The sequence below is a fragment of the Corynebacterium variabile genome (genome assembly GCF_006539825.1).
In the GTDB taxonomy this organism is placed as follows: domain Bacteria; phylum Actinomycetota; class Actinomycetes; order Mycobacteriales; family Mycobacteriaceae; genus Corynebacterium; species Corynebacterium variabile.
Genome location: NZ_BJNT01000012.1, coordinates 12,874 through 31,567, shown reverse-complemented (window position 1 = coordinate 31,567; position 18,694 = coordinate 12,874). Strand labels below are relative to the sequence as shown.

The window sequence follows — 18,694 nt, the reverse complement described above, 5'->3', positions numbered from 1 at the left end:
GAGGACCATCACATGACAGACACCACCGACCAGCTCACCGACCGCGAAGGCAACGCCGTGGAGGTCCGTTACCTGCCGGGCGAGGACGCCTACGGCATCTTCGTCGAGGGAGAGGTCAATCCCGCCGGGAAGGCGCACTACCTCGACCGTCCCGGTGAGGACGGTGCGGAGCGGGTCTTCCACCACACCGTGGTCGACGAGGCGTACGGGGGGCGCGGTCTGGCCGGCATCCTGGTCGACAAGGCTCTGGCGGACGCCGCGGCGCAGAATCTCACCGTCATTCCGTTGTGCTCCTATGTCGCCCACTGGATCGAGAAGAACAACTGGCAGGGCAAGGCCGCACCCGCGACTGATGAGGTTCAGGAGTGGGTCGCGAACCAGGGGTAGGGGTCAGTCGACCAGTTCGACATTGTCGTAGTACTCACCGTGGTTGCTGACTATCTCGGACACGTTGTGGTCGACGATGTTGGGGTACTGCGAGTGGAACCCGACGCGACCGACTGCGGACTGACCGAACTGCGCGGTCGAGTACAAGTACTTCAGGACAGGGTCTTTGGCGGAGTGGTAGTTATTCACCGTCCCGTTCACCGCCTCACTGAGGGGACGCCAGTTCCGCTTGCCTCCGATCGCAGCGCCCATCAGGTGGATGTCCCGGATCTTCGGTGCTGCTCCGAAACCGGCCATCGCTGTTGCCGCAGTCACCATGACCCGGCCGCCGAGACTGTGCCCGACGAGGACGAATTCCTTCTGCTCGGTCTTGGCCAGCAGTGCGGCCAGAGCGGTGCCCGTCTGGTTTGCCCGGTTGACCGCGGTGTGCCATGGGTTCTTGAGCAGGCTGCCCGCAGCAAGCGTAGGTGCGATCGGTGCGGCTTTCTTCGCCATGACTTTGCCGGCGCGTCCGACTGTCTTCAGCAGAGCTTTCTTACCAACCTGTCCGACCGCTTGCGTGCCTGCGACAGCGCCCAGATGTTTGAGTTCCTTGCTTCCCCAGTTCAGTTCGTAGACGGGGGAATCCGGGTAGAGCTTCTTCACCGCACGCACGGCCTTGTACCATTCCGGGTTCTTCTCGTTGAGGAACCCGCGGGCGATGACGACAGGGACACCGGCACCGTCGCCGATCTTCTCGATGCGGAAGGACTTGTCGGCACCGATGTAACTGCCGAGAATGCGGTCACCGTAGACACCGCCGAGCAGTCCACCTGCGGTGGCGACAACGTAGGTGCCGCCGGCCATGCCCAGACCACCGGCGGCGACAGAACCACCACCGAGGGCTGCCAGACCAGCATTGGTGGCCGCAGCGCCGGAGTATCCGAGGACCTGGGCACCGATGAGTCCGCCGATGACCGGTGCGGCGAGGAAGGCGACACCGGCTGCACCGCCGACAGCTGCCACACCAATCGAGGCGCGGGTGGTGAGCTTCGCCAGATCAGGCTTGTCGAACTGGACGAGCGACTCCCAGTCGGAGAGGTCGGCGATAGTCTCGGCGGAGCGTTCGAAACTGGGGATGTCTTCTTCGCCGTCTTCGCTGAGGCGCGTGCCGCAGTCTCGTAGCTTTTCACGAGCTCGGCACTCGCTGCGTCGTCTTCGCTCTCAGCCTCCTCGATCGCGAGGCCCTGGACATACCCACTGGCCGCGGTCCAGAGATTCTGGGCGATAGCGCGGTTCCGGGTCAGCTCCGCATCACCGGTCACCGTCGGCTCCGGATCGTGGAGATTGCCGAACACCTTGAGTGAACGGCCCTTGGGGGACTAGATCTCACAGGTGAAGTGGCCACTGTCATCGGGCGCAGTGAAGGTGATGACGTCATCGACCGGGTGCAACTGTGCTTCTTTCTCCAGGTGAAAGGTGACGTGCAGAAGTGCGCCGCCAGACATGTCATTTTATCGCCAGAACGACCGTTGAAGTTACGTTCGTGACGTACCGGGTGCACCCTGATTACCTGTGTCACCGGTAACTACAGTGGCCCCATGACCATTCGTACAGCTGTCCTCGGGTTCGGTCTGTCCGGCCGGATCTTCCACGCCCCCTTCATCGCCGCGAATCCTGCGTTCGAGCTGGCCGCGGTGGTGACCGGCAACCCTGGTCGTCGCGACCAGGCCACAGCGGAGTACCCCGAGGTGGAGGTCCTGGACTCGGTCCACCTGGTCTTCGACCGGGCGGACGACTTCGACCTGGTGGTCATCGGAACCCCGAGCGGTACCCACTCCGATCTGGCGGGACGCGCCCTGGGGGTTGGCCTGCATGTCGTCGTCGACAAACCCTTCGCCGTCACCTCAGAGGACGGCCGTGCCCTGGTCACCAAGGCTGAACAGGTCGGCAAGGTCCTCACCGTTTTCCAGAACCGTCGGTGGGACGGGGACTTCCTCACCCTGAAGAAGCTCATCGACGCCGGCGAACTGGGGGAGGTCCGCCGCTTCGAGTCCCGGTTCGAGAGGTGGAAGCCGGAGCAGGGCTCCGCTTCCGCCGGCGGCGCAACCTGGAAGACCACCAGTGTCCGCGGCGAGGGCGGCGGCATCGTCTACGACCTCGGCGCCCACCTCATCGACCAGGCCGTGCAGCTCTTCGGCCCCGTCGCCGACGTCTACTCCGAGATAGACACCCGCCGTGAACAGGTCACTGCCGAGGACGACGCCTTCATCGCCCTGCACCACGAGTCCGGAGTCCGATCACAGCTGTGGATGAACGCGGTCGCGCCGGGACCCGCACCCCGGTTCCATGTCCTGGGCTCCGAGGCCGGCTTCACGAGCTGGGGCCTGGACCCCCAGGAACTGCAGTTGCTCTCAGGCATGCGCCCCGGTGATCCGGACCTGGGCGTCGTTCCCCAGAGCAGATGGGGGACGCGCTGGGCCGGTCTCGAGCAGCGGACCGTGCCTGCTGAGAAGGGGAACTACTCCGAGTTCTACCGACTTCTGGCGGACGCGATCGAGGGCTCCGGTCCCGCACCGGTGGATCCCTCGGACGCGGTCTACTGCCTCGAGATCCTTGAGAAGGCCTTCACGCAGTCGGCTCAGTAGCCTCCCCGGAACCGCTCGCCCCGCCGGCCTCCACCAGCTCGGTGGCGGCCAGGCAGTCGCCGGTCACGTCCAGGATCTTCGCCGCGATCTCCGGGGTGGTGGTCCCGGTCTGTCCGAGGTGGTCGGCCGCGGCGGCGAGGATGTCGAACCACAGGGCATTGGCCAGGTTGGCGTTGCCGCCGGTCAGTCCGGTCAGCCGTCCGGACACTGTGGCGTCCGTCGGGGAGATCATCGTCGTCTTCGCGATGCCGGTGGTCTCCAGGTTCTCCAGGGTCGTGTAGCCGGCGGCGAGGTCATTGCCGGCGACCTCGTAGGGCAGCAGGATCGCCTCGGCACCGTGCTCGGCCAGTGCCTCGGTGAAGACCTGCACCGCCAGGGCGAACAGTGCGGTGATCACGCCCTGGTCGATGTCGAGGTGACCGTGGTCGCGCCAGGAGCGGCGAACCTCCACGATGCGCCCCCGGTCGCCGGCTTCGGCACCGTCACTCTCGTCGGTGATGTCGATGACCTGTGCCTGCGCTTCGCGTCCCTCCGCGGCGAGTTGGTCGAGTACGGCCGCGGCGACACTGTGCAGGACGATCCGGTCGACTTCCTCGGTGGCGAAGGCGTCGACGCTGTGCAGCGCGAGCACGGCCTGGATCCACGCGCCGGTGACTGTGGTCCGCGGCAGTGCCCGGAGCTCGTCGAGCAGCTCACCGGGAGCCTCAACGAACAGCTGGCGTGGCTCCATGCCCTGGGCACCGACGGCGACGATCAGGCCGTTGTCGTCGATGACCGGGGGCTGCAGGAACGCATCCGTCATCTCGACAGCGCGGATCTGGTCGACGCTGCCGGCGGCGGTCTGCAGCAGCAGATCCAGTGCCTCCGGGTTGATGTCGTCGACCGGCGTCCTGGTCAGGGCGGTGAAGATCTCCTCGGCGCGGTCGTGGTCGGGTCCGGTGAAGGCGAGGTCGAGTCTGGCGTCGTTCATGGCGGCCATCCTAGGGGCCGTGACTGTGCCTGTCTCAGGCGGCCGCCGAGTCCGGCGGTTCCTCGCGCCGACGCCTGGTCGATGGTCGGAGGAGGAAGAGCTCGAAGGCGTGCTCCTGCCCGGCAGTCATCCCGGAGACCGTGGTCACCTCCTCCTGTGCTGGTGTGCGGTCCGGGCCGGTGTCCATGTCGCGGTCGGCGGCCCGCTCGCGGAGGATCGCGGCATCCAGGTTCTCGGAGAAGTCCTCCGGCAAGGTCGGTGAGGTGATCAGGGAGAACAGGGTGTGTGCGGTGGTGTCCATGGTCAGAGACGTTAAACTCCGGAAAGGACAACACCGTCGGCCTCCACCATCCAATAAGAACAGGTGTTCGATGAGAATCGTGATCGCCCCGGACTCCTTCAAGGAGTCCCTTACCGCCGTCGAGGCCTGCACAGCGATGGCAGCCGGTGTCCGAGACATCCTGCCGGACGCCGAGATCATCGAGATTCCGATGGCAGACGGTGGCGAGGGCACCGCCCACGCCTTCGCCGCCGCCCTTGACTTGGAGGAACGCACCACCACCGTCACCGGTCCACTCGGTGATCCGGTCGAGGCGCACTGGTGCGGTGACGGCACCACCGCCGTCGTCGAGCTCGCCGAGGCCGCCGGGATCCACCTCGTCGCACCCGAACACCGCGACATCTGGGCCGCCGACACCCGCGGCGTCGGTCAACTTCTCAACGCCGCACTGGACACCGCACCGCAGAAACTCATCATCGGCCTCGGTGGCTCGGTCACCACTGACGGCGGACTCGGCCTGCTCGCCGCCCTCGGTGTCACTGCGGTGGACGCCGCCGGCGAACCCGCAGACCTGCGCCACGCCGCCCGTATCACCGGAGAGCGTGACCCCCGCTGGAATGACATCCAGGTCGTCATCGCCGGTGACGTCGACAATCCGCTCTGTGGCCCGACCGGTGCCGCCGCCGTCTTCGGCCCGCAGAAGGGTGCGACCGACGAGGACATCCCGGAGCTGGACAAGGCCTTGCACCACTGGGCTGGCCTGCTCGCCGACCACACCGGCACAGACAGTACGACGATCCGCGACACTCCCGGAGCAGGGGCCGCCGGTGGGGTCGGTGCCGCACTGCTCAGCGTCCTGCATGCCGAGATGCGCTCCGGGGCCGACCTGCTGCTTGACCTCGTCGACTTCCGCAGCAAGGTCGCGGACGCCGACTTCGTGCTCACCGGGGAAGGGACGATCGACGCACAGACCGGGTACGGCAAAGCTCCTGCTCGGGTCGCGCATTCCGCGGGCAACGTACCGGTCTTGGCCTTCGGCGGACGGGTGGACGCCACCGCAGAGTCCCCGGTCCCGGGGATCTTCATCGACACCATCCCGATCAGTGACCCGGCGTCCTCGCTGGAGGAGAATCTGGTCAACGCCGCAGACAGCCTACGGAAGGCGGTGGCGTCATGGCTCGCCGCGCGGTGATGCTCCTGCTGGCGTCCCTGCTGCTCGCCGGCTGCAGCAGTGGCGGCAGCAATGACGAGGGACAGGCCACCAGCGTGTTCTTCGGTGACAGTCTCACTGACGACGGCTCCGACGGGATGCGCTACACCACCATGCCCGGGGAGATCTGGGCACAGCTCGTCGACCCGGACGGGCTGAACTACGCCGTCGGCGGCGCGAGGATCGACGGGATCACCGGGCAGATCGACGACTTCCTCGCGGAGTACGACGAGATCAGTCCCGACCAGCTCGTCACCGTCTTCGCCGGCACCAATGACGTGCTCTCCGGCGCTGAGACTGCTGCTGTGACCGCCGCCGAGGTCGACCAGATCGGACGGCTGCTCGACGCCGGAGCACAGAAGATCCTTGTCTTCACCCTCTTCGATCTCGCCGCGACACCCGCTTTCGGAGGCACGGACACCGACGCCCACCTGGGCATCCACGACCGCACCCTGTCGTACAACCAGTCCCTGCTGCAGGGGCTCGCCGAGCGCTTCGGTGACGACGACCGTATCGGTGTCTTCGACACCTTCGGCGCGGTCAACGGGATGGTGACGGACCCGGCGTCCTACGGTTTCACGCACGGGGCGGGGGAGGACGCCTGCGCCGTTCCGGGCGCGGCCTGGTGCGACACGGAGAGTCTTGTCGCCCCGGACGCCGACCAGACCTACATCTTCGCCGGGGGAGTGCACCTCACCACGAGAACCAATGAGCTCCTCGCCGCAGCCGTGAAGGCGCGCATCGAGGAGCTCTGGGGCTGACCGGAGCGGATCAGACTAGACCGCGTAGGGGTCGCGCTGGCCGACGTACTGGATGGTGGAGTACTCGGCGATGCCCTCGGCGGCACCCTCGCGGCCCAGACCGGACTGCTTGACGCCACCGAACGGGGCAGCGGCGTTCGAGATCACGCCCGAGTTCCAGCCCATGAGGCCGAACTCCAGGCCGTCGGCGAGACGGTACATGCGCGCCGGATCCTGGGAGAAGACGTAGGACGCCAGGCCGAACTCGGTGTCGTTGCCCATCGCGATGGCCTCCTCCTCGGTGGAGAAGGTGAAGATCGGGGCGATCGGCCCGAAGATCTCCTCGCGGAAGACGCGTGCCGACGTCGGGGCGTCCACGATGACGGTCGGGGCGAAGAAGTGGCCCTTGCCCTTGACCGGGGTACCACCGACGATGGCGCGGCCACCGGCGGCGACGGCGTCCTCCACCAGGGACTCGAGGTTGGTGACGGCCTTGGCCTCGACCATGGCGCCGACGTTGACGCCCTCGTCCATACCGTTGCCGATCTTGAGCTCGGCGACCTTGGCGGCGAACTTCTCGGTGAACTCCTCGACGATCGACTCGTGGACGAGAATGCGGTTGCCGGCGGTGCAGGCCTCGCCACCGTTGCGCATCTTGGCGGCCATCGCACCCTCGACGGCGACGTCGATGTCGGCGTCCTCGAAGACGATGACCGGGGCGTTGCCGCCGAGCTCCATGGAGGTGCGCAGCACGTTGTCGGCCGCGGCCTTGAGCAGGGTGACGCCGACCGGGGTGGAGCCGGTGAAGGAGACCTTGCGCAGGCGGGAGTCTGCCATCAGCGGGGAGGAGATGGAGGACGCGGACTTCGAGGAGACGACATTGAGAACACCGGCCGGGAGTCCGGCGTCCAGCATGGTCTGCGCGAAGTACTGGGAGGTCAGCGGGGTCAGCTTCGCAGGCTTGAGGACCATGGTGCAGCCGGCGGCAATCGCCGGGGCGACCTTGCGGGTGGCCATCGCCAGCGGGAAGTTCCACGGGGTGATCAGCAGGCAGGGGCCGACCGGCTTGTTGCGGGTGGTCATCTGGAGGGTGCCCTCCGGGACGACGGTGTGGCGGCCGTAGTGGCGGACGGTCTCCTCGGCGAACCAGCGCAGGTACTCGGCACCGTAGGTGACCTCGCCGTAGGCCTCGGCCAGCGGCTTGCCCATCTCCAGGGTCATGAGGGTGGCGAAGGTGTCCTTGCGCTCGGTGACCAGTTCGAAGGCCTTGCGGAGGATCTCGGAACGGGAGCGCGGGGAGGTGCGCGCCCACTCGTCCTGGACGGCGGCTGCGGCGTCGAGGGCGGCGAGGGCGTCCTCGCTGGTGGCGGAGGCGAGGGTGGCGAGGTGTTCCTCGGTGGCGGGGTTCTCGACGTCGAAGGTGGCGCCGTCGGAGGAGTCGCGCCACTCGCCGTTGATGAGCAGGCCGGTGGGGACGTTCGCGAGGATGGAGGAGATGGTTGAGGAGTCAGTCATGTGTGTTGTCCTATTTCGTGTTCTTGGTGGGGTCATCGGATTCGGTGGGGCCCGAACCGCTTGGCGTGTCAGCTGCGGCCTCGGTCATATCAGGTTCAAGACTAGGCGTGGTCGAGACGACAGGTCGGGCGGGGGCGGCGGTCGGTCCATCCTGCTCCGCCCATGTGACGGTCTCCTCGGCAACGGAGCCGCGGGAGGGGGCACCGGAGAAGACACCGTCATCCTCGCCACGGAAGAAGTCCTTCGCGAAGAAGATGAGGCAGAGGACGATTCCGGCGCCGACGCCCCAGCTTGCACCTTCGGAGGCGAGGATTGCGGCGATGACGCCGGCCACCCCAAGCTCGGTGCGGGACCGGGTCTCGAGGATGCCGACCTTGATGGAGACGAAGCCCTGGATGAACAGGGTCAGTGCCAGCGCAACACCGAGAATCGGTTCAACGAGGGAAACGATCGGCAGCAGCCACAGAGCGGTATTCGTCCCCCATCGGAAGGACCCGACCCCACTGAAGATGGACTGCATCGCCCGGGGCCCCTTTTTGTACCGCTCGGTGGTGGTCACGGTCATTGCCGCCCACAGCGGGCCACACATTGCGGTATCCGGGCCGGCGACGCTCATCACGGTGTTACGGGCACCGAAGAGGAGGTGGGACCGGTTCTCGTCGTACTCGATCTTCTGATCGGTTCGGACTTCGTTGGCTTCGTCGAGGACGGCCCGGGTCTGCAGGACGTCGCCGAATACGACGATGTAGGCGGCGAGGACCGTGGGGATCGCTGCGAGGAACATCGAGGCAGGGGGAAGACCGAGACCGAAGACGGTGTACTCGCTGTACAGGGTGCCGAAGTCCGGTGCCGAGAAGCCCCAGTCCAGGGACGGCCACGGTGCCTCGCCAAACAGGGGAGCGACGATGATCGCGGACAGCATGGCGGGCAGGATGCCCAGGTTGCCGACAAATCGAGCCCAGGCGTACTTCAGCTGCCAGGACTGGAAGAGACGGGAGTACAACAGGAAGAATGCGAGGCCGACGCAGATCGTGATGGCCCAGGGGAAGGTCTCGAAGCGTCCGCCCTCAACAAAAAGTCCCTGGATCGCGGCGATTCCGGCGCCGACCACGATTCCGGCGCGCAGTGCATTGGGTACCAGTCGCACGATCTTGGACGCTAATCCCGTGGCGCCCAGGAATATGCTCAGCACTCCCAGGACAAGCTGGAAGGCAATGAGCGCATGGACCCGCTCATCCATGTCGTAGTCTTCCAGGTACAGCATGAGAAGCGGGATCGCGGGCGTGATCCAGCCGGGAACTACCGGGTCGCCGAGCAGGTGGTGGATCAGGTAGAGCAGCCCGTTGAGGATGACGATCGCCAGCGCAGCCTCGAAAGGCATGCCGAGCATCTCAGTCATCAGGGGGATTGCGCTGAGGTCGACCGCGCACATGACGAGACCTTGGGTGTAGTCCTGCCACTCAAGGCGGTAATGGACGCCGGGGAGGTTGACCCGGAACGGGCCCGCTTTCCAGGCCTTTGCGTAGGTTCTTGGCATGATCGGCGTCCTAGTTGAAGAGAATGACCTGGCGGACGGCCTTGCCGTCGGCAAGTTCATCCATGGCATCGTTGATCTGGTCAAGTCGGATGGTTCGGGAGATCAGCTTCTCGATGGGGAGCTTCCCGGAGCGCCACCAGTCGGCGAAGGTCGGGATGTCACGCTGCGGGACAGCGGAACCGAGGTAGCTGCCGATGATGGTTCGGGCTTCGCCTGTGATGACGGCAGGAGACACCTCGGACTTCGCCTCCGGGTGCGGAAGTCCGACAGTGACCGTGCGTCCTCCCGGCTTCGTTGCGGCGAAAGCGGTCTCGAAGGCGCGCGGGTGACCGGCGCATTCCAGCGTGTGGGACGCCCGGATGCCCTGCTCGACGACCTCGGTCGGGGTGTAGACCTCATCTGCGCCGAGGTCGCGGGCCAGTTCCAGCTTCTCGGGCAGGGCATCGACGGCGATGACCGGCCCCTTGGCCTCGGCGATGGCGCAGAGCAGCGCGGAGATGCCGACGCCGCCGAGTCCGACGACCATGACGGACTCGCCCTCGGCGCGGTCCACCGCATTGAGCAGGGCACCTCCGCCGGTGAGGACCGCGCAGCCGAGGACGGCGGCGATCTCCGGCGGGACGTCGTTGCCGATCTTCACCAGGGACGCCCGGTCGACCACGGCGTAGGTGGCGAAGCCGGACACGCCGAGGTGGTGCTGGACCGTTTCGCCGTCGCGGTCCAGGTGGCGGGAACCGTGGAGCAGCGTGCCGGCGGTGTTGGACGCGGTGCCGCGCTCGCAGGGTAGGCGACCGTCAGTCCTGCAACCGTCGCACTCACCACAGCGGGGCAGGAACGCCATCGTGACGCGCTCGCCCTCGGCCAGATCGGTGACCTCGTCGCCGGTGGAGACGACCAGTCCAGCAGCCTCGTGGCCGAGCAACATGGGCACAGGGCGGGGCCGGTTGCCGTCAACCACGGAGAGGTCGGAGTGGCAGAGGCCGGCGGCCTCGACCTTGACGAGCACCTCGGTGGGGCCGGGGGCGGTGAGCTCGAGTTCGCTGACAGTAATGGGGGCGGACTCTGCGTATGGCCGCTGACGTCCGATCTCCTCGAGCACTGCTCCGGTGATCCTCATGATTGTTACCTCTCTGGAGTGTCAAGATCATTGTTCGCTGAATCACAGTAGAGAGGTGATGAGGAGGTCGAAAGTGGCAATTCATCCGTAAATCACAGAGAATATGTGCATGAGTGACAACAACGAAGGGTGGCTCCACCGCCGACTCCAGTCCGGAACCCAGCTCACCGAGCTCCGCGACACAGAATCCACTCTCCAGGTGGTCGTCCGGCACACTCGCGGGCTGATGGACGCCGACATGGCCTACGTCAGCTTCACCGACTTCGACAGCAACGAGACGGTGATCCGGAAGACTGACGGCGTGCGCACCGGTGAGTACGCGTCGATCCGCCAGCCGCTGGGTACCGGCGTCCTCGGTCGCGTCGCGATCGGGCACGCGTCCTACTGGACCTCCGACTACCGCACTGACGAGAAGCTGCACCACATGGGACCGATCGACGAGATCGTCGAGGGGGAGGGGGTGCGCGCCCTGCTCGGCGCCCCGCTGAGTGTGGCGGGACGCGTCATCGGTGCGCTGCTCATCGCCTTCCGTAGTCCGCGCGAGTTCAGCGACACCGAGGTCGACCGCCTCGAATCACTCGCTGACCAGGCGGCGGTCGCCATCGACAACGCCCAGCGTCATGAACAGCTCATGGCGCTGGTCGAGTCCGACGTTGACCATCGCGGCGAGCGCAGCGACACCGACATCGCCGAACTCTCCCGCAGTCTCGACCTGGACCGACGCCTCGTCGAGGCCGTCACCTCGGAGCTGCCGTCGTCCTCGCTGCTCGCCATCGGTGCCCAGGCGCTCGGCTGCGACCTGTGGTTGACTGATCTCACGGGGACGCGCAGGTTGGCGTCCTCCACGGACCGGACTCTGCCTGACCGGACCGACGGGACCTTTGTCACCGTCACCGCCGCCGGCCAGCAGTTCGGTCATCTGCTCACCGACCGGTCCCTCAATGAGGCGGAGCAGGCGGTGCTGGAGCGCGTCAGCCTGCACGTCGCGTTGTGGATGATGCTCACCCGGGCGCGCGAGGCCGTGGAACTGCGCGACGGCACCGAGGCGGTGAGTGCCCTGATCGACGGAACTCTGGACGCCGCGGGTGCCCGCAGTGTGCTGGAGGAATGGTGGCTCCACCAGGTGGAACGGTGGTGTGTCCTTGTGCTGGAGACCCCGGATCCGGTGGTCGACCGGGTGGTGCGGGCGCTGTCGGCGTCCTCACCCTCCCCGGTGATCGTCGCCCCGCACGAGGGGCATATCTGCGTCATCTCCGGTGACGAACGCTGGGTGGACGCCCTGCCGTCGCTGTTCGCCCCGCGCGGCTGGACGCTGCGTGGCGGGATGACCTGGGTGGACGCGCCGACGGATCTGCCGGACGCCCACCGGACCGCCGAGCTGGCGCTGTCCGCACAGGTGTCGCTGGGGCGGACCGGGTTGTCCGACGGTACGGGGCTGGGAGTGGTCGCTGCGGTGCTGCACCTGGGGGCGTCCGGCGGTCTGCCGACCAGTCTGATCGCGGACCTCACGCCGCTGACCTCCTATGATTCCTCGCACCACAGTGACCTGCTGCGCACCGCGGACGTGTACTTCTCGGCGGACGGCAATGTCGCCCGGACGGCGACGGTGCTGGGTGTGCACCGCAACACCGTGCGGCAGCGGCTCGACCGGATCGGTGAGTTGATGGGGGAGGACTGGAACCGGATGCCCCGTAAGCTGGACCTGCAGCTCGCGCTGCGGGTGCACACGGTGGCTCCCGGGGGTGGCGGAGCGTCGGAACGCCAGGCATAGTGGTTGACATGTCAACTACAAGTGAGGCTGTGCCGGTCGAGATCATCACTGCCCGCGATGTCCCGCTCGGCGGGCCCCGCGCGATGACCGTGTACCGCACCCTGCCGCAACGCCGCCGCAGTCTCATCGGGGCCTGGTGCTTCTGCGACCACTACGGTCCCGACCACGTCGCCGCTACCGGCGGGATGGACGTCGCGCCGCACCCGCACACCGGGCTCCAGACCGTCACCTGGCTGTTCACCGGCGAGATCCGGCACGATGACGCCCAGGACGTCCACGCTGTCGTCCGCCCCGGCGAGGTCAACCTCATGACCGCCGGTGCCGGCACCTGCCACTCCGAGGTCTCCACCGAGGAGACTGACATCCTCCACGGCGTGCAGCTGTGGACCGTCCTGCCGGAGGACGCCCGGCACGGCCCGCGCCGCTTCGACCACCACGTCCCGGACACGGTGTCCTTCGACGGTGGGGAGGCCCTGGTCTTCCTCGGCTCCCTCCTCGGGGAGACCTCCCCGGTGCACACCTTCACCCCGCTCGTCGGCGCCGAGATCCGCCTTGACCCCGGCGCCTCGGTGGACCTGGTGGTGGATCCCGGCTTCGAGCACGGCGTCCTCGTGGACACCGGCAGGATCACCCTGGAGGGGACACCGGTCGCCCGCACGGAGATCGGCTACACCGGCACCGGGGCGTCCACCCTCCACCTCGTCAACACCGGCGACCTGCAGGCACGCCTGATCCTCCTCGGCGGCGAGCCGTTCGCCGAGGAGGTCGTGATGTGGTGGAACTTCGTCGGCCGCTCGGACGAGGAGACCCGCAGCTACCGTGAGCAGTGGAACGACCTCGACCATGCGGCGGAACGCTTCGGCGTGACCGAGGGCTACGTCGGTCACGACCAGGAGGGGCAGCGCCGACTGCCCGCCCCGGTCATGCCGGAGACGCCGGTCCGCGCCCGGACCAACCCCGCCCCCGTCGCCCGCCCCGGTGACGACCCGTACCGACCGAAGGATGCACGGTGACCGACCGTCCCTATATCGACAAGACCCAGCCCGCCGTCTACCGGGCGCTGAACAACACGACCCGGGTCGCCAAGGAGGCCTACGAGGCCGCCGGACTGTCGCCGGCGCTCATTGAACTGGTGGATGTGTGGGTCTCCCAGATCAACGGCTGTCCGACCTGCCTGTCCATCCATGTTCCTGGTGCGCGCAAGGCCGGGGTGGAGCAGCGGATGCTGGATCTGCTGCCCAGTTGACGGCAGGACAGCTCCGGGTTCTTCTCCGCCCAGCAGCGTGCCGCCCTGTACCTGGCTGAAGCACTCACAGAACCGCAGCCCGGTTCCGGACGCACTACTGCGGAGGACGCCGTGGAGGCCGCTCTGACTGAGTTCACCGCCGAGCAGGTGGCGGCGCTGGAATGGGCGGTGGTGCTCATCAACGCCTACAACCGGATCTCCATCGGCTCCGGTCATCCGCCACTGCCGACACGGGGATAGGTGGAGGTCGGGCGTCCGGGGTCATCGGGGAGGGTAGCCATGGTCCGCCATCGTGCAGCACATCTGCGTCAGGCACGAATCCGGCATTCTGTGACACAGAGGTCCGGATCCGTGCCTGACGCAGTTCTGAAGCCCCTCCATTGGGGTCAGCTCGCCTACAGCGGACTATGCCGATGAGAAGGGCGCCGAGAAGACTTGCCCTGCGTTCGATGAGCTTGGGGGCGCTTTGTATCCATGTGAGTGCTGGGACTACGAGAGGTTCGCGCCATGCCTGACCCGATGTACACCACGGAAGGTGGATGTCCGTCCGGGAGACACTGCCCTGATCAAGGCCCAGAAGACGTTGAAGGCCTACGAGGAAGCGCTCCCAGAGTACGAGGAGAACAAGCGCCTCGAGGAGGAGCGGCGGAATAAGGGCTTCTTCGGACGCCTGTTCAGTTAGTCGAGGGGAGCGCGAACCCCGGCTACCTCACCTCACCCGCACCGCCAGACCCAGCGCGAACTGCACCTCGCCGTCGGCCAGGTCCATGTCCAGCAGCCGCTCGATTGTGGCGATCCGTGCATAGAGTGAGGTCCGCGACAGGTGCAGTGCCGTCGCCGCCGCCGACCGGGACGCCGGATGTTCCAGCACCACCCGCAGCGTCTCCACCAGATCACCGCCGTGCCGAGCATCATGGTCGACCAGCGGCCCCAGGAGCCACCGGGAGAAATCCCGGACATGTACGTCGGCGCTCAACGAATCCACGAGCGTCGAGACCGGCGTCCCTCCGATGACGGTCACGCCGGGCTCCGCCTCGGTCACCCGCGACAGCGACCGCAGCGCCCGGGCCAGGTCGCTGGCGTCCCGACGTACGGGGGAGAGCAGCACCGCAGCCCCCGGCCAACCCGTCAACGACTTCAGCATCGACAGCGGGTCGCCGCCGACAGGCGCCGAGACCACCGCCCAGATCCGGTCGGTCAGGTCGGTCGCGGCTCCCTCTGTGACATCGCCCGGCGCCGCCAGCACATCCCAACCGGTCCGGTCCGCGATCCGGCGCACCGCCGTGGCGTCCACGGCGCCGGCGGCACCACCCCGCACCTCCACCGCGATGAGCGAGCGGTTCCGCGTCCGGAACCCGGACGCAGCCAGCACCTCCGCCAGCCCGTCGGTGGTGGTGTACAGGTTGCCGGTCAGCCGGTCCATCGCCGCGCGGTGCAGCAGGTCCTCCCAGGTGAACGGGCGAGACGCGCCGAGCCGCTCCACCGCCAACGCCATGGCCGCCTGCCGCAGCACATGCGATGTCCCCGCCACCGGCGACGGATCACCGAGCACGAGGAGACGGCCCCAGTGCGTCCCGCGGGCCATGACATCCACACACCAGCCCGCGGCGTCCGGCAATGCCACCGGCTCGGCCACCATCCCCACCCGGCCGACCGCCGCCGACCAGCGCGCCGAGCGGGACGCCCAGTTATCCAGCAGTGACGACGGCAGCTCCAGGCCCACGGCGTAGTAGACGACCCGGTGCGCCGGATCCTCCAGCACCACCGCCGCACCGAGCAGCCGGGCGGCCTGGAGGATGAGCTGTTGCGGGGGAGCACCGTCGACGATCATCGCGGTGAAGGTCTCGGCGACCTCGCGCATCGCCTCCACCCGGGCGATCTCGCGACCCAGCAGTGTGGCGTGCACCTGCTCGGACACATCGAGGAAGCGGATCTCCGACCCGGTGGTGATCAGCGGCAGCCCGGTCCGCCGGCACTCCGCCACGACCTCCTGGGGCACGTCGGACCAGTACTGGCCGATCTCCAGCACCAGGGCCGCGGCCCCGGCGTCATGGAAGGACCGGACCAGGGCGCGCCGGGACGCGGCGTCCGCACCCCAGCCGGACCCGGTGGCCAGCAGCAGCTCTCCGCCGCGGAGCAGCTGGCCGGCGCGGGCGGATTCGGCGACATGGACCCAGCGCACCGGTCGGTCGAGCTGGCTCTCACCGACAAGGACGCGCACCGCGGTGTTCCGGAACGCGGGCAACGCGAGCGTATCCTGGACGGTCAGCGTGTGGTTGACAGTCTGTTCAGTCACAGGCACAGAGTGCCACAGATCGCCGCTGTGCCGCAGGGGGCGTCGCCGTAATGTCCGTGGGGACAGCACGACACACCCACGACTTCAAGGAGCCGGGATGACCAGCACCCTCAACGACATCGAGACCCTCCACCACCTCATCGGTGGCGAGGCGATCAGTACCGCGAACCGCACCGGAGCGGTGTACAACCCGGCCACCGGAGAGCAGACCGGCACCCTGCCCTTCGCCGACGCCACCACCCTCGGACACGCCGTCGACATCGCCGCCGCAGCCCTGCCCGGCTGGCGTGCCACCGGCATGGCCAAGCGCGCGAACATCATGTTCAACCTCCGCCAGATCATCGTCGCCCGCCGCGCCGAACTCGCCGCCATCGTCACCGCCGAACACGGAAAAGTCCTCGACGACGCCGACGGCGAAATCACCCGCGGCCTGGAGAACGTCGAATTCTGCGCCGGCCTGGTCCACCACATGAAAGGCGAAACCCTCGAACAGGCGTCCACCGGTGTGGACGTGTCCCAGATCCGTCAGCCCGTCGGTGTCGTCGCCTGCGTGACCCCGTTCAACTTCCCGGTCATGGTCCCGCTGTGGATGGTCACCACCGCTATCGCCGCCGGCAACACCGTGATCCTCAAGCCTTCCGAGAAGGTCCCCTCCGCCGTGCTCTGGCTCGCCGAAGCCTTCCGCGAGGCAGGCCTGCCCGACGGGGTGCTCAACGTCGTCCACGGTGACAAGGAGACCGTCGACGCGATCCTCGACGAGCCGCGCATCAAGGCCGTGTCCTTCGTCGGCTCCACCCCGATCGCCACGTCGATCTACACCCGGGCCGCGGCCAACGGCAAGCGCGTCCAGGCCCTCGGCGGGGCGAAGAACCACATGGTCGTCATGCCCGACGCCGATCTCGACGCCGCCGCGGATGCGGCGATCTCCGCCGGATACGGTGCCGCCGGTGAACGCTGCATGGCCGTCTCGGTCGTCGTCGCCGTCGGTGACATCGCCGACGATCTCGTCGCCCGTATCGGACAGCGCATCAAGGACGTCAAGGTCTGCGACGGCACCACCCCGGGTGCGGACATGGGCCCGGTGATCACCGCCGCGTCCAAGCAGCGCATCGAGGGTTTCGTCGCCGGTGCTGCTGCCGAGGGTGCGACCGTCGTCGTCGACGGTCGTGACCACGACATGCCCACCACCGGTTTCTTCACCGGCCCGACCCTGGTCGACAACGTGAAGCCCGGCATGGCGGTCTACGACGAGGAGATCTTCGGGCCGGTCCTGTCGGTCGTGCGTGTCGACACCTACGACCAGGCGGTCGAGCTGATCAACAACTGCCGGTACGCCAACGGCACCGCCGTGTTCACCCGCGACGGACGTACCGCCCGGTCCTTCAAGTTCGATATCGAGGTCGGCATGGTCGGCATCAACGTGCCGATCCCGGTGCCGATCGGGTCGTTCTCCTTCGGTGGTTGGAAGGACTCCCTGTTCGGTGACACGCACATGTACGGGCCGGAGTCGTTCAATTTCTACACCCGGCGCAAGGTCGTCACCGAGCGCTGGCCGCTGCCGTCCGAGTCCCAGATCACCATGGGCTTCCCGACCAACTAGGAATCACTGATGACTACCACTGCACAGGCATCCGACACGTACTTCCCGGCCCGCCCGTCCACCGATGAGGCTGTCCGCGATCTCGACCACGCCCACGTCTTCCACTCCTGGTCCGCCCAGGACGAGATCAACCCGCTACCCGTCGCGTCCGGCTCCGGGGCGTCCTTCACCGACTATGAGGGACGCGAGTTCCTCGACTTCGGCTCCCAGCTCGTCTACGTCAACCTCGGCCACAGTCACCCGCGGCTCATCCAGGCGATCAAGGACCAGGCGGACACCCTGCCGACCATCGCCCCCGGCTTCGCAAACGACGCCCGCGCCCAGCTCGCCGCGATGATCGCCCAGGTCGCCCCCGGCAACCTCAACCACGTTTTCTTCACCAACGGTGGGGCGGACGCCAACGAGAACGCCGTGCGCATGGCCCGCGCGTTCACGGGTCGGCCGAAGGTGATGAGCGCCTACCGCTCTTACCACGGTGCGACCTCCACCGCGATCAGTCTCACCGGCGACCCGCGTCGCTGGTCGAATGAGCCGGGCGACGGCTCCGTCGTCCACTTCTTCGGCCCCTACCTGTACCGCTCGATGTGGCAGGCCGAGACCGCGGAAGAGGAGACCGCCGCCGCACTGCGCTCCCTGGAGCAGCAGATCATCCTGGAGGGTGCGGGCACCATCGCCGCGATCATCCTGGAGTCCGTCGTCGGCACCAACGGCATCCTCGTCCCGCCGCCCGGCTTCCTCGCCGGCGTGCGCGAACTGTGCACGAAATACGGCATCCTCTACATCGCCGACGAGGTCATGGCGGGGTTCGGACGCACCGGCCAGTGGTTCGCCGTGAACAACTGGGATATCGAACCCGACCTCATCACCTTCGCCAAGGGCGTGAACTCCGGCTATGTGCCGCTCGGCGGCGTCGTCATCTCCGACGAGATCCGCGAGTTCTACGCCCACCGGTCCTTCGGCGGCGGTCTGACCTACTCGGGCCACCCCCTGGCCTGTGCCGTGGCGGTCGAGTCGATGAAGACCTTCGTCGACGAGGGCATCCTCGAGCGCACCCGCGATCTCGGCGAGCGCGTCGTCAAGCCCCGCCTGGAGGCCATGAAGGAGAAGCACGCGGTTGTCGGTGACGTGCGCGGCCTGGGGCTGTTCTGGGCCATCGAGCTGGTGAAGGACGGGGAGACGCGCGAACCCCTGGTCCCGTTCAACGCCGCCGGAGCCGACAACGCCCCGATGGCGGAGTTCACGAAGCTCTGTCAGGCCGGGGGCGTGTGGCCGTGGACCCACTTCAACGGCGTCCACGTCGGCCCACCGCTGGTCATCTCCGAGGAGGACCTGGTCCGCGGCCTCGAAGTCATCGACCGCGCGCTCGGCGAACTCGACAGGTATGCGCAGTAGAGCGCG

General features: G+C 67.4%; 19 protein-coding genes. 11 read left to right on the top strand and 8 right to left on the bottom strand.

Translation table 11 applies throughout. The annotated features are described in order from the left end of the window. The first annotated feature begins 12 nt into the window (after nt 1-12). Complete coding sequence (locus tag CVA01_RS07850; RefSeq protein ID WP_141329843.1) at nt 13-387, top strand: GNAT family N-acetyltransferase; 375 nt, start codon at nt 13-15, stop codon at nt 385-387. Nucleotides 388-390: 3 nt separating this feature from the next. Here CVA01_RS07850 and CVA01_RS07845 read toward each other — a convergent pair whose 3' ends face one another. Beyond that, entirely contained in the window at nt 391-1,398 is a 1,008-nt protein-coding gene (locus CVA01_RS07845; protein ID WP_280528069.1) for a DUF726 domain-containing protein, read from the bottom strand. 350 nt (nt 1,399-1,748) lie between these two features. Next, nucleotides 1,749-1,874 (bottom strand): hypothetical protein, encoded by a 126-nt coding sequence (locus CVA01_RS15455; RefSeq protein ID WP_280528067.1) that lies wholly within the window; start codon nt 1,872-1,874, stop codon nt 1,749-1,751. 93 nt (nt 1,875-1,967) lie between these two features. On the opposite strand from CVA01_RS15455, the gene CVA01_RS07840 reads away from it, so the two are divergent. Continuing rightward, nucleotides 1,968-3,014 carry a Gfo/Idh/MocA family protein gene (locus CVA01_RS07840; RefSeq protein ID WP_141329839.1) on the top strand — a complete coding sequence of 349 codons (1,047 nt, stop codon included), beginning with the start codon at nt 1,968-1,970 and terminating at the stop codon, nt 3,012-3,014. On the opposite strand, the gene CVA01_RS07835 is transcribed toward CVA01_RS07840, so the two are convergent. Continuing rightward, entirely contained in the window at nt 2,995-3,984 is a 990-nt protein-coding gene (locus tag CVA01_RS07835; protein WP_141329837.1) for a hypothetical protein, read from the bottom strand. The genes CVA01_RS07840 and CVA01_RS07835 overlap by 20 nt on opposite strands. A gap of 34 nt (nt 3,985-4,018) precedes the next feature. Then, the gene (locus tag CVA01_RS07830) at nt 4,019-4,285 is read right to left on the bottom strand and encodes a hypothetical protein (RefSeq protein ID WP_141329835.1); all 267 of its coding nucleotides are present in this window, start codon (nt 4,283-4,285) and stop codon (nt 4,019-4,021) included. Nucleotides 4,286-4,355: 70 nt separating this feature from the next. Between CVA01_RS07830 and CVA01_RS07825 the strand changes: the two genes are divergently transcribed. Together CVA01_RS07825 and CVA01_RS07820 are read left to right on the top strand one after the other, a co-directional pair. After that, nucleotides 4,356-5,456 carry a glycerate kinase gene (locus CVA01_RS07825; protein ID WP_141329833.1) on the top strand — a complete coding sequence of 367 codons (1,101 nt, stop codon included), beginning with the start codon at nt 4,356-4,358 and terminating at the stop codon, nt 5,454-5,456. Further along, on the top strand, nt 5,438-6,235 hold the full coding sequence (locus CVA01_RS07820) for an SGNH/GDSL hydrolase family protein (protein WP_244938202.1): 798 nt from the start codon (nt 5,438-5,440) through the stop codon (nt 6,233-6,235). The genes CVA01_RS07825 and CVA01_RS07820 overlap by 19 nt, the downstream gene beginning before the upstream one ends. A gap of 15 nt (nt 6,236-6,250) precedes the next feature. Here the strand turns inward: CVA01_RS07820 and CVA01_RS07815 are convergent, their stop codons facing one another. From CVA01_RS07815 to CVA01_RS07805, 3 genes are read right to left on the bottom strand one after another with little or no spacing between them, the layout of a single operon-like run. Next, a complete protein-coding gene (locus tag CVA01_RS07815; RefSeq protein WP_141329831.1) occupies nt 6,251-7,729 on the bottom strand; it encodes an NAD-dependent succinate-semialdehyde dehydrogenase in 1,479 nt (492 codons plus the stop codon). A gap of 10 nt (nt 7,730-7,739) precedes the next feature. After that, entirely contained in the window at nt 7,740-9,266 is a 1,527-nt protein-coding gene (locus tag CVA01_RS07810) for a permease family protein (RefSeq protein WP_218024562.1), read from the bottom strand. 10 nt (nt 9,267-9,276) lie between these two features. Next, nucleotides 9,277-10,383 (bottom strand): alcohol dehydrogenase catalytic domain-containing protein, encoded by a 1,107-nt coding sequence (locus CVA01_RS07805; protein ID WP_141329829.1) that lies wholly within the window; start codon nt 10,381-10,383, stop codon nt 9,277-9,279. 109 nt (nt 10,384-10,492) lie between these two features. Between CVA01_RS07805 and CVA01_RS07800 the strand changes: the two genes are divergently transcribed. The 5 genes from CVA01_RS07800 to CVA01_RS14915 all read left to right on the top strand — a co-directional run bounded on the left by CVA01_RS07800 (nt 10,493) and on the right by CVA01_RS14915 (nt 14,082). Further along, the gene (locus CVA01_RS07800; protein ID WP_141329827.1) at nt 10,493-12,154 is read left to right on the top strand and encodes a helix-turn-helix domain-containing protein; all 1,662 of its coding nucleotides are present in this window, start codon (nt 10,493-10,495) and stop codon (nt 12,152-12,154) included. Between the two features lie 8 nt (nt 12,155-12,162). Then, on the top strand, nt 12,163-13,167 hold the full coding sequence (locus tag CVA01_RS07795) for a pirin family protein (RefSeq protein ID WP_141329825.1): 1,005 nt from the start codon (nt 12,163-12,165) through the stop codon (nt 13,165-13,167). Beyond that, nucleotides 13,164-13,400, top strand: coding sequence for a carboxymuconolactone decarboxylase family protein (locus tag CVA01_RS15255; protein ID WP_244938201.1), 237 nt, complete (start codon nt 13,164-13,166; stop codon nt 13,398-13,400). The genes CVA01_RS07795 and CVA01_RS15255 overlap by 4 nt, the downstream gene beginning before the upstream one ends. 111 nt (nt 13,401-13,511) lie before the next feature. Next, entirely contained in the window at nt 13,512-13,640 is a 129-nt protein-coding gene (locus CVA01_RS15450; RefSeq protein ID WP_280528066.1) for a carboxymuconolactone decarboxylase family protein, read from the top strand. Nucleotides 13,641-13,935: 295 nt separating this feature from the next. Continuing rightward, on the top strand, nt 13,936-14,082 hold the full coding sequence (locus CVA01_RS14915) for a hypothetical protein (protein ID WP_014009534.1): 147 nt from the start codon (nt 13,936-13,938) through the stop codon (nt 14,080-14,082). Between the two features lie 27 nt (nt 14,083-14,109). Here CVA01_RS14915 and CVA01_RS07785 read toward each other — a convergent pair whose 3' ends face one another. Then, nucleotides 14,110-15,696 (bottom strand): PucR family transcriptional regulator, encoded by a 1,587-nt coding sequence (locus tag CVA01_RS07785; RefSeq protein WP_244938200.1) that lies wholly within the window; start codon nt 15,694-15,696, stop codon nt 14,110-14,112. A 97-nt stretch (nt 15,697-15,793) separates the two neighbouring features. Between CVA01_RS07785 and CVA01_RS07780 the strand changes: the two genes are divergently transcribed. Continuing rightward, complete coding sequence (locus tag CVA01_RS07780; protein WP_141329821.1) at nt 15,794-17,296, top strand: CoA-acylating methylmalonate-semialdehyde dehydrogenase; 1,503 nt, start codon at nt 15,794-15,796, stop codon at nt 17,294-17,296. 9 nt (nt 17,297-17,305) lie between these two features. Beyond that, nucleotides 17,306-18,688, top strand: coding sequence for an aspartate aminotransferase family protein (locus CVA01_RS07775; protein WP_141329819.1), 1,383 nt, complete (start codon nt 17,306-17,308; stop codon nt 18,686-18,688). Nucleotides 18,689-18,694: the final 6 nt, after the last annotated feature.

Excerpts from the sequence above, each read along its gene's own strand:
- CVA01_RS07850 (WP_141329843.1), top strand. The coding sequence starts at position 13 with ATGACAGACACCACCGACCAGCTCACCGACCGCGAAGGCAACGCCGTG.
- CVA01_RS15455 (WP_280528067.1), bottom strand. The coding sequence starts at position 1,874 with ATGTCTGGCGGCGCACTTCTGCACGTCACCTTTCACCTGGAGAAAGAA.
- CVA01_RS07840 (WP_141329839.1), top strand. The coding sequence starts at position 1,968 with ATGACCATTCGTACAGCTGTCCTCGGGTTCGGTCTGTCCGGCCGGATC.
- CVA01_RS07835 (WP_141329837.1), bottom strand. The coding sequence starts at position 3,984 with ATGAACGACGCCAGACTCGACCTCGCCTTCACCGGACCCGACCACGAC.
- CVA01_RS07830 (WP_141329835.1), bottom strand. The coding sequence starts at position 4,285 with ATGGACACCACCGCACACACCCTGTTCTCCCTGATCACCTCACCGACC.
- CVA01_RS07825 (WP_141329833.1), top strand. The coding sequence starts at position 4,356 with ATGAGAATCGTGATCGCCCCGGACTCCTTCAAGGAGTCCCTTACCGCC.
- CVA01_RS07820 (WP_244938202.1), top strand. The coding sequence starts at position 5,438 with ATGGCTCGCCGCGCGGTGATGCTCCTGCTGGCGTCCCTGCTGCTCGCC.
- CVA01_RS07815 (WP_141329831.1), bottom strand. The coding sequence starts at position 7,729 with ATGACTGACTCCTCAACCATCTCCTCCATCCTCGCGAACGTCCCCACC.
- CVA01_RS07810 (WP_218024562.1), bottom strand. The coding sequence starts at position 9,266 with ATGCCAAGAACCTACGCAAAGGCCTGGAAAGCGGGCCCGTTCCGGGTC.
- CVA01_RS07805 (WP_141329829.1), bottom strand. The coding sequence starts at position 10,383 with ATGAGGATCACCGGAGCAGTGCTCGAGGAGATCGGACGTCAGCGGCCA.
- CVA01_RS07800 (WP_141329827.1), top strand. The coding sequence starts at position 10,493 with ATGAGTGACAACAACGAAGGGTGGCTCCACCGCCGACTCCAGTCCGGA.
- CVA01_RS07795 (WP_141329825.1), top strand. The coding sequence starts at position 12,163 with ATGTCAACTACAAGTGAGGCTGTGCCGGTCGAGATCATCACTGCCCGC.
- CVA01_RS07780 (WP_141329821.1), top strand. The coding sequence starts at position 15,794 with ATGACCAGCACCCTCAACGACATCGAGACCCTCCACCACCTCATCGGT.
- CVA01_RS07775 (WP_141329819.1), top strand. The coding sequence starts at position 17,306 with ATGACTACCACTGCACAGGCATCCGACACGTACTTCCCGGCCCGCCCG.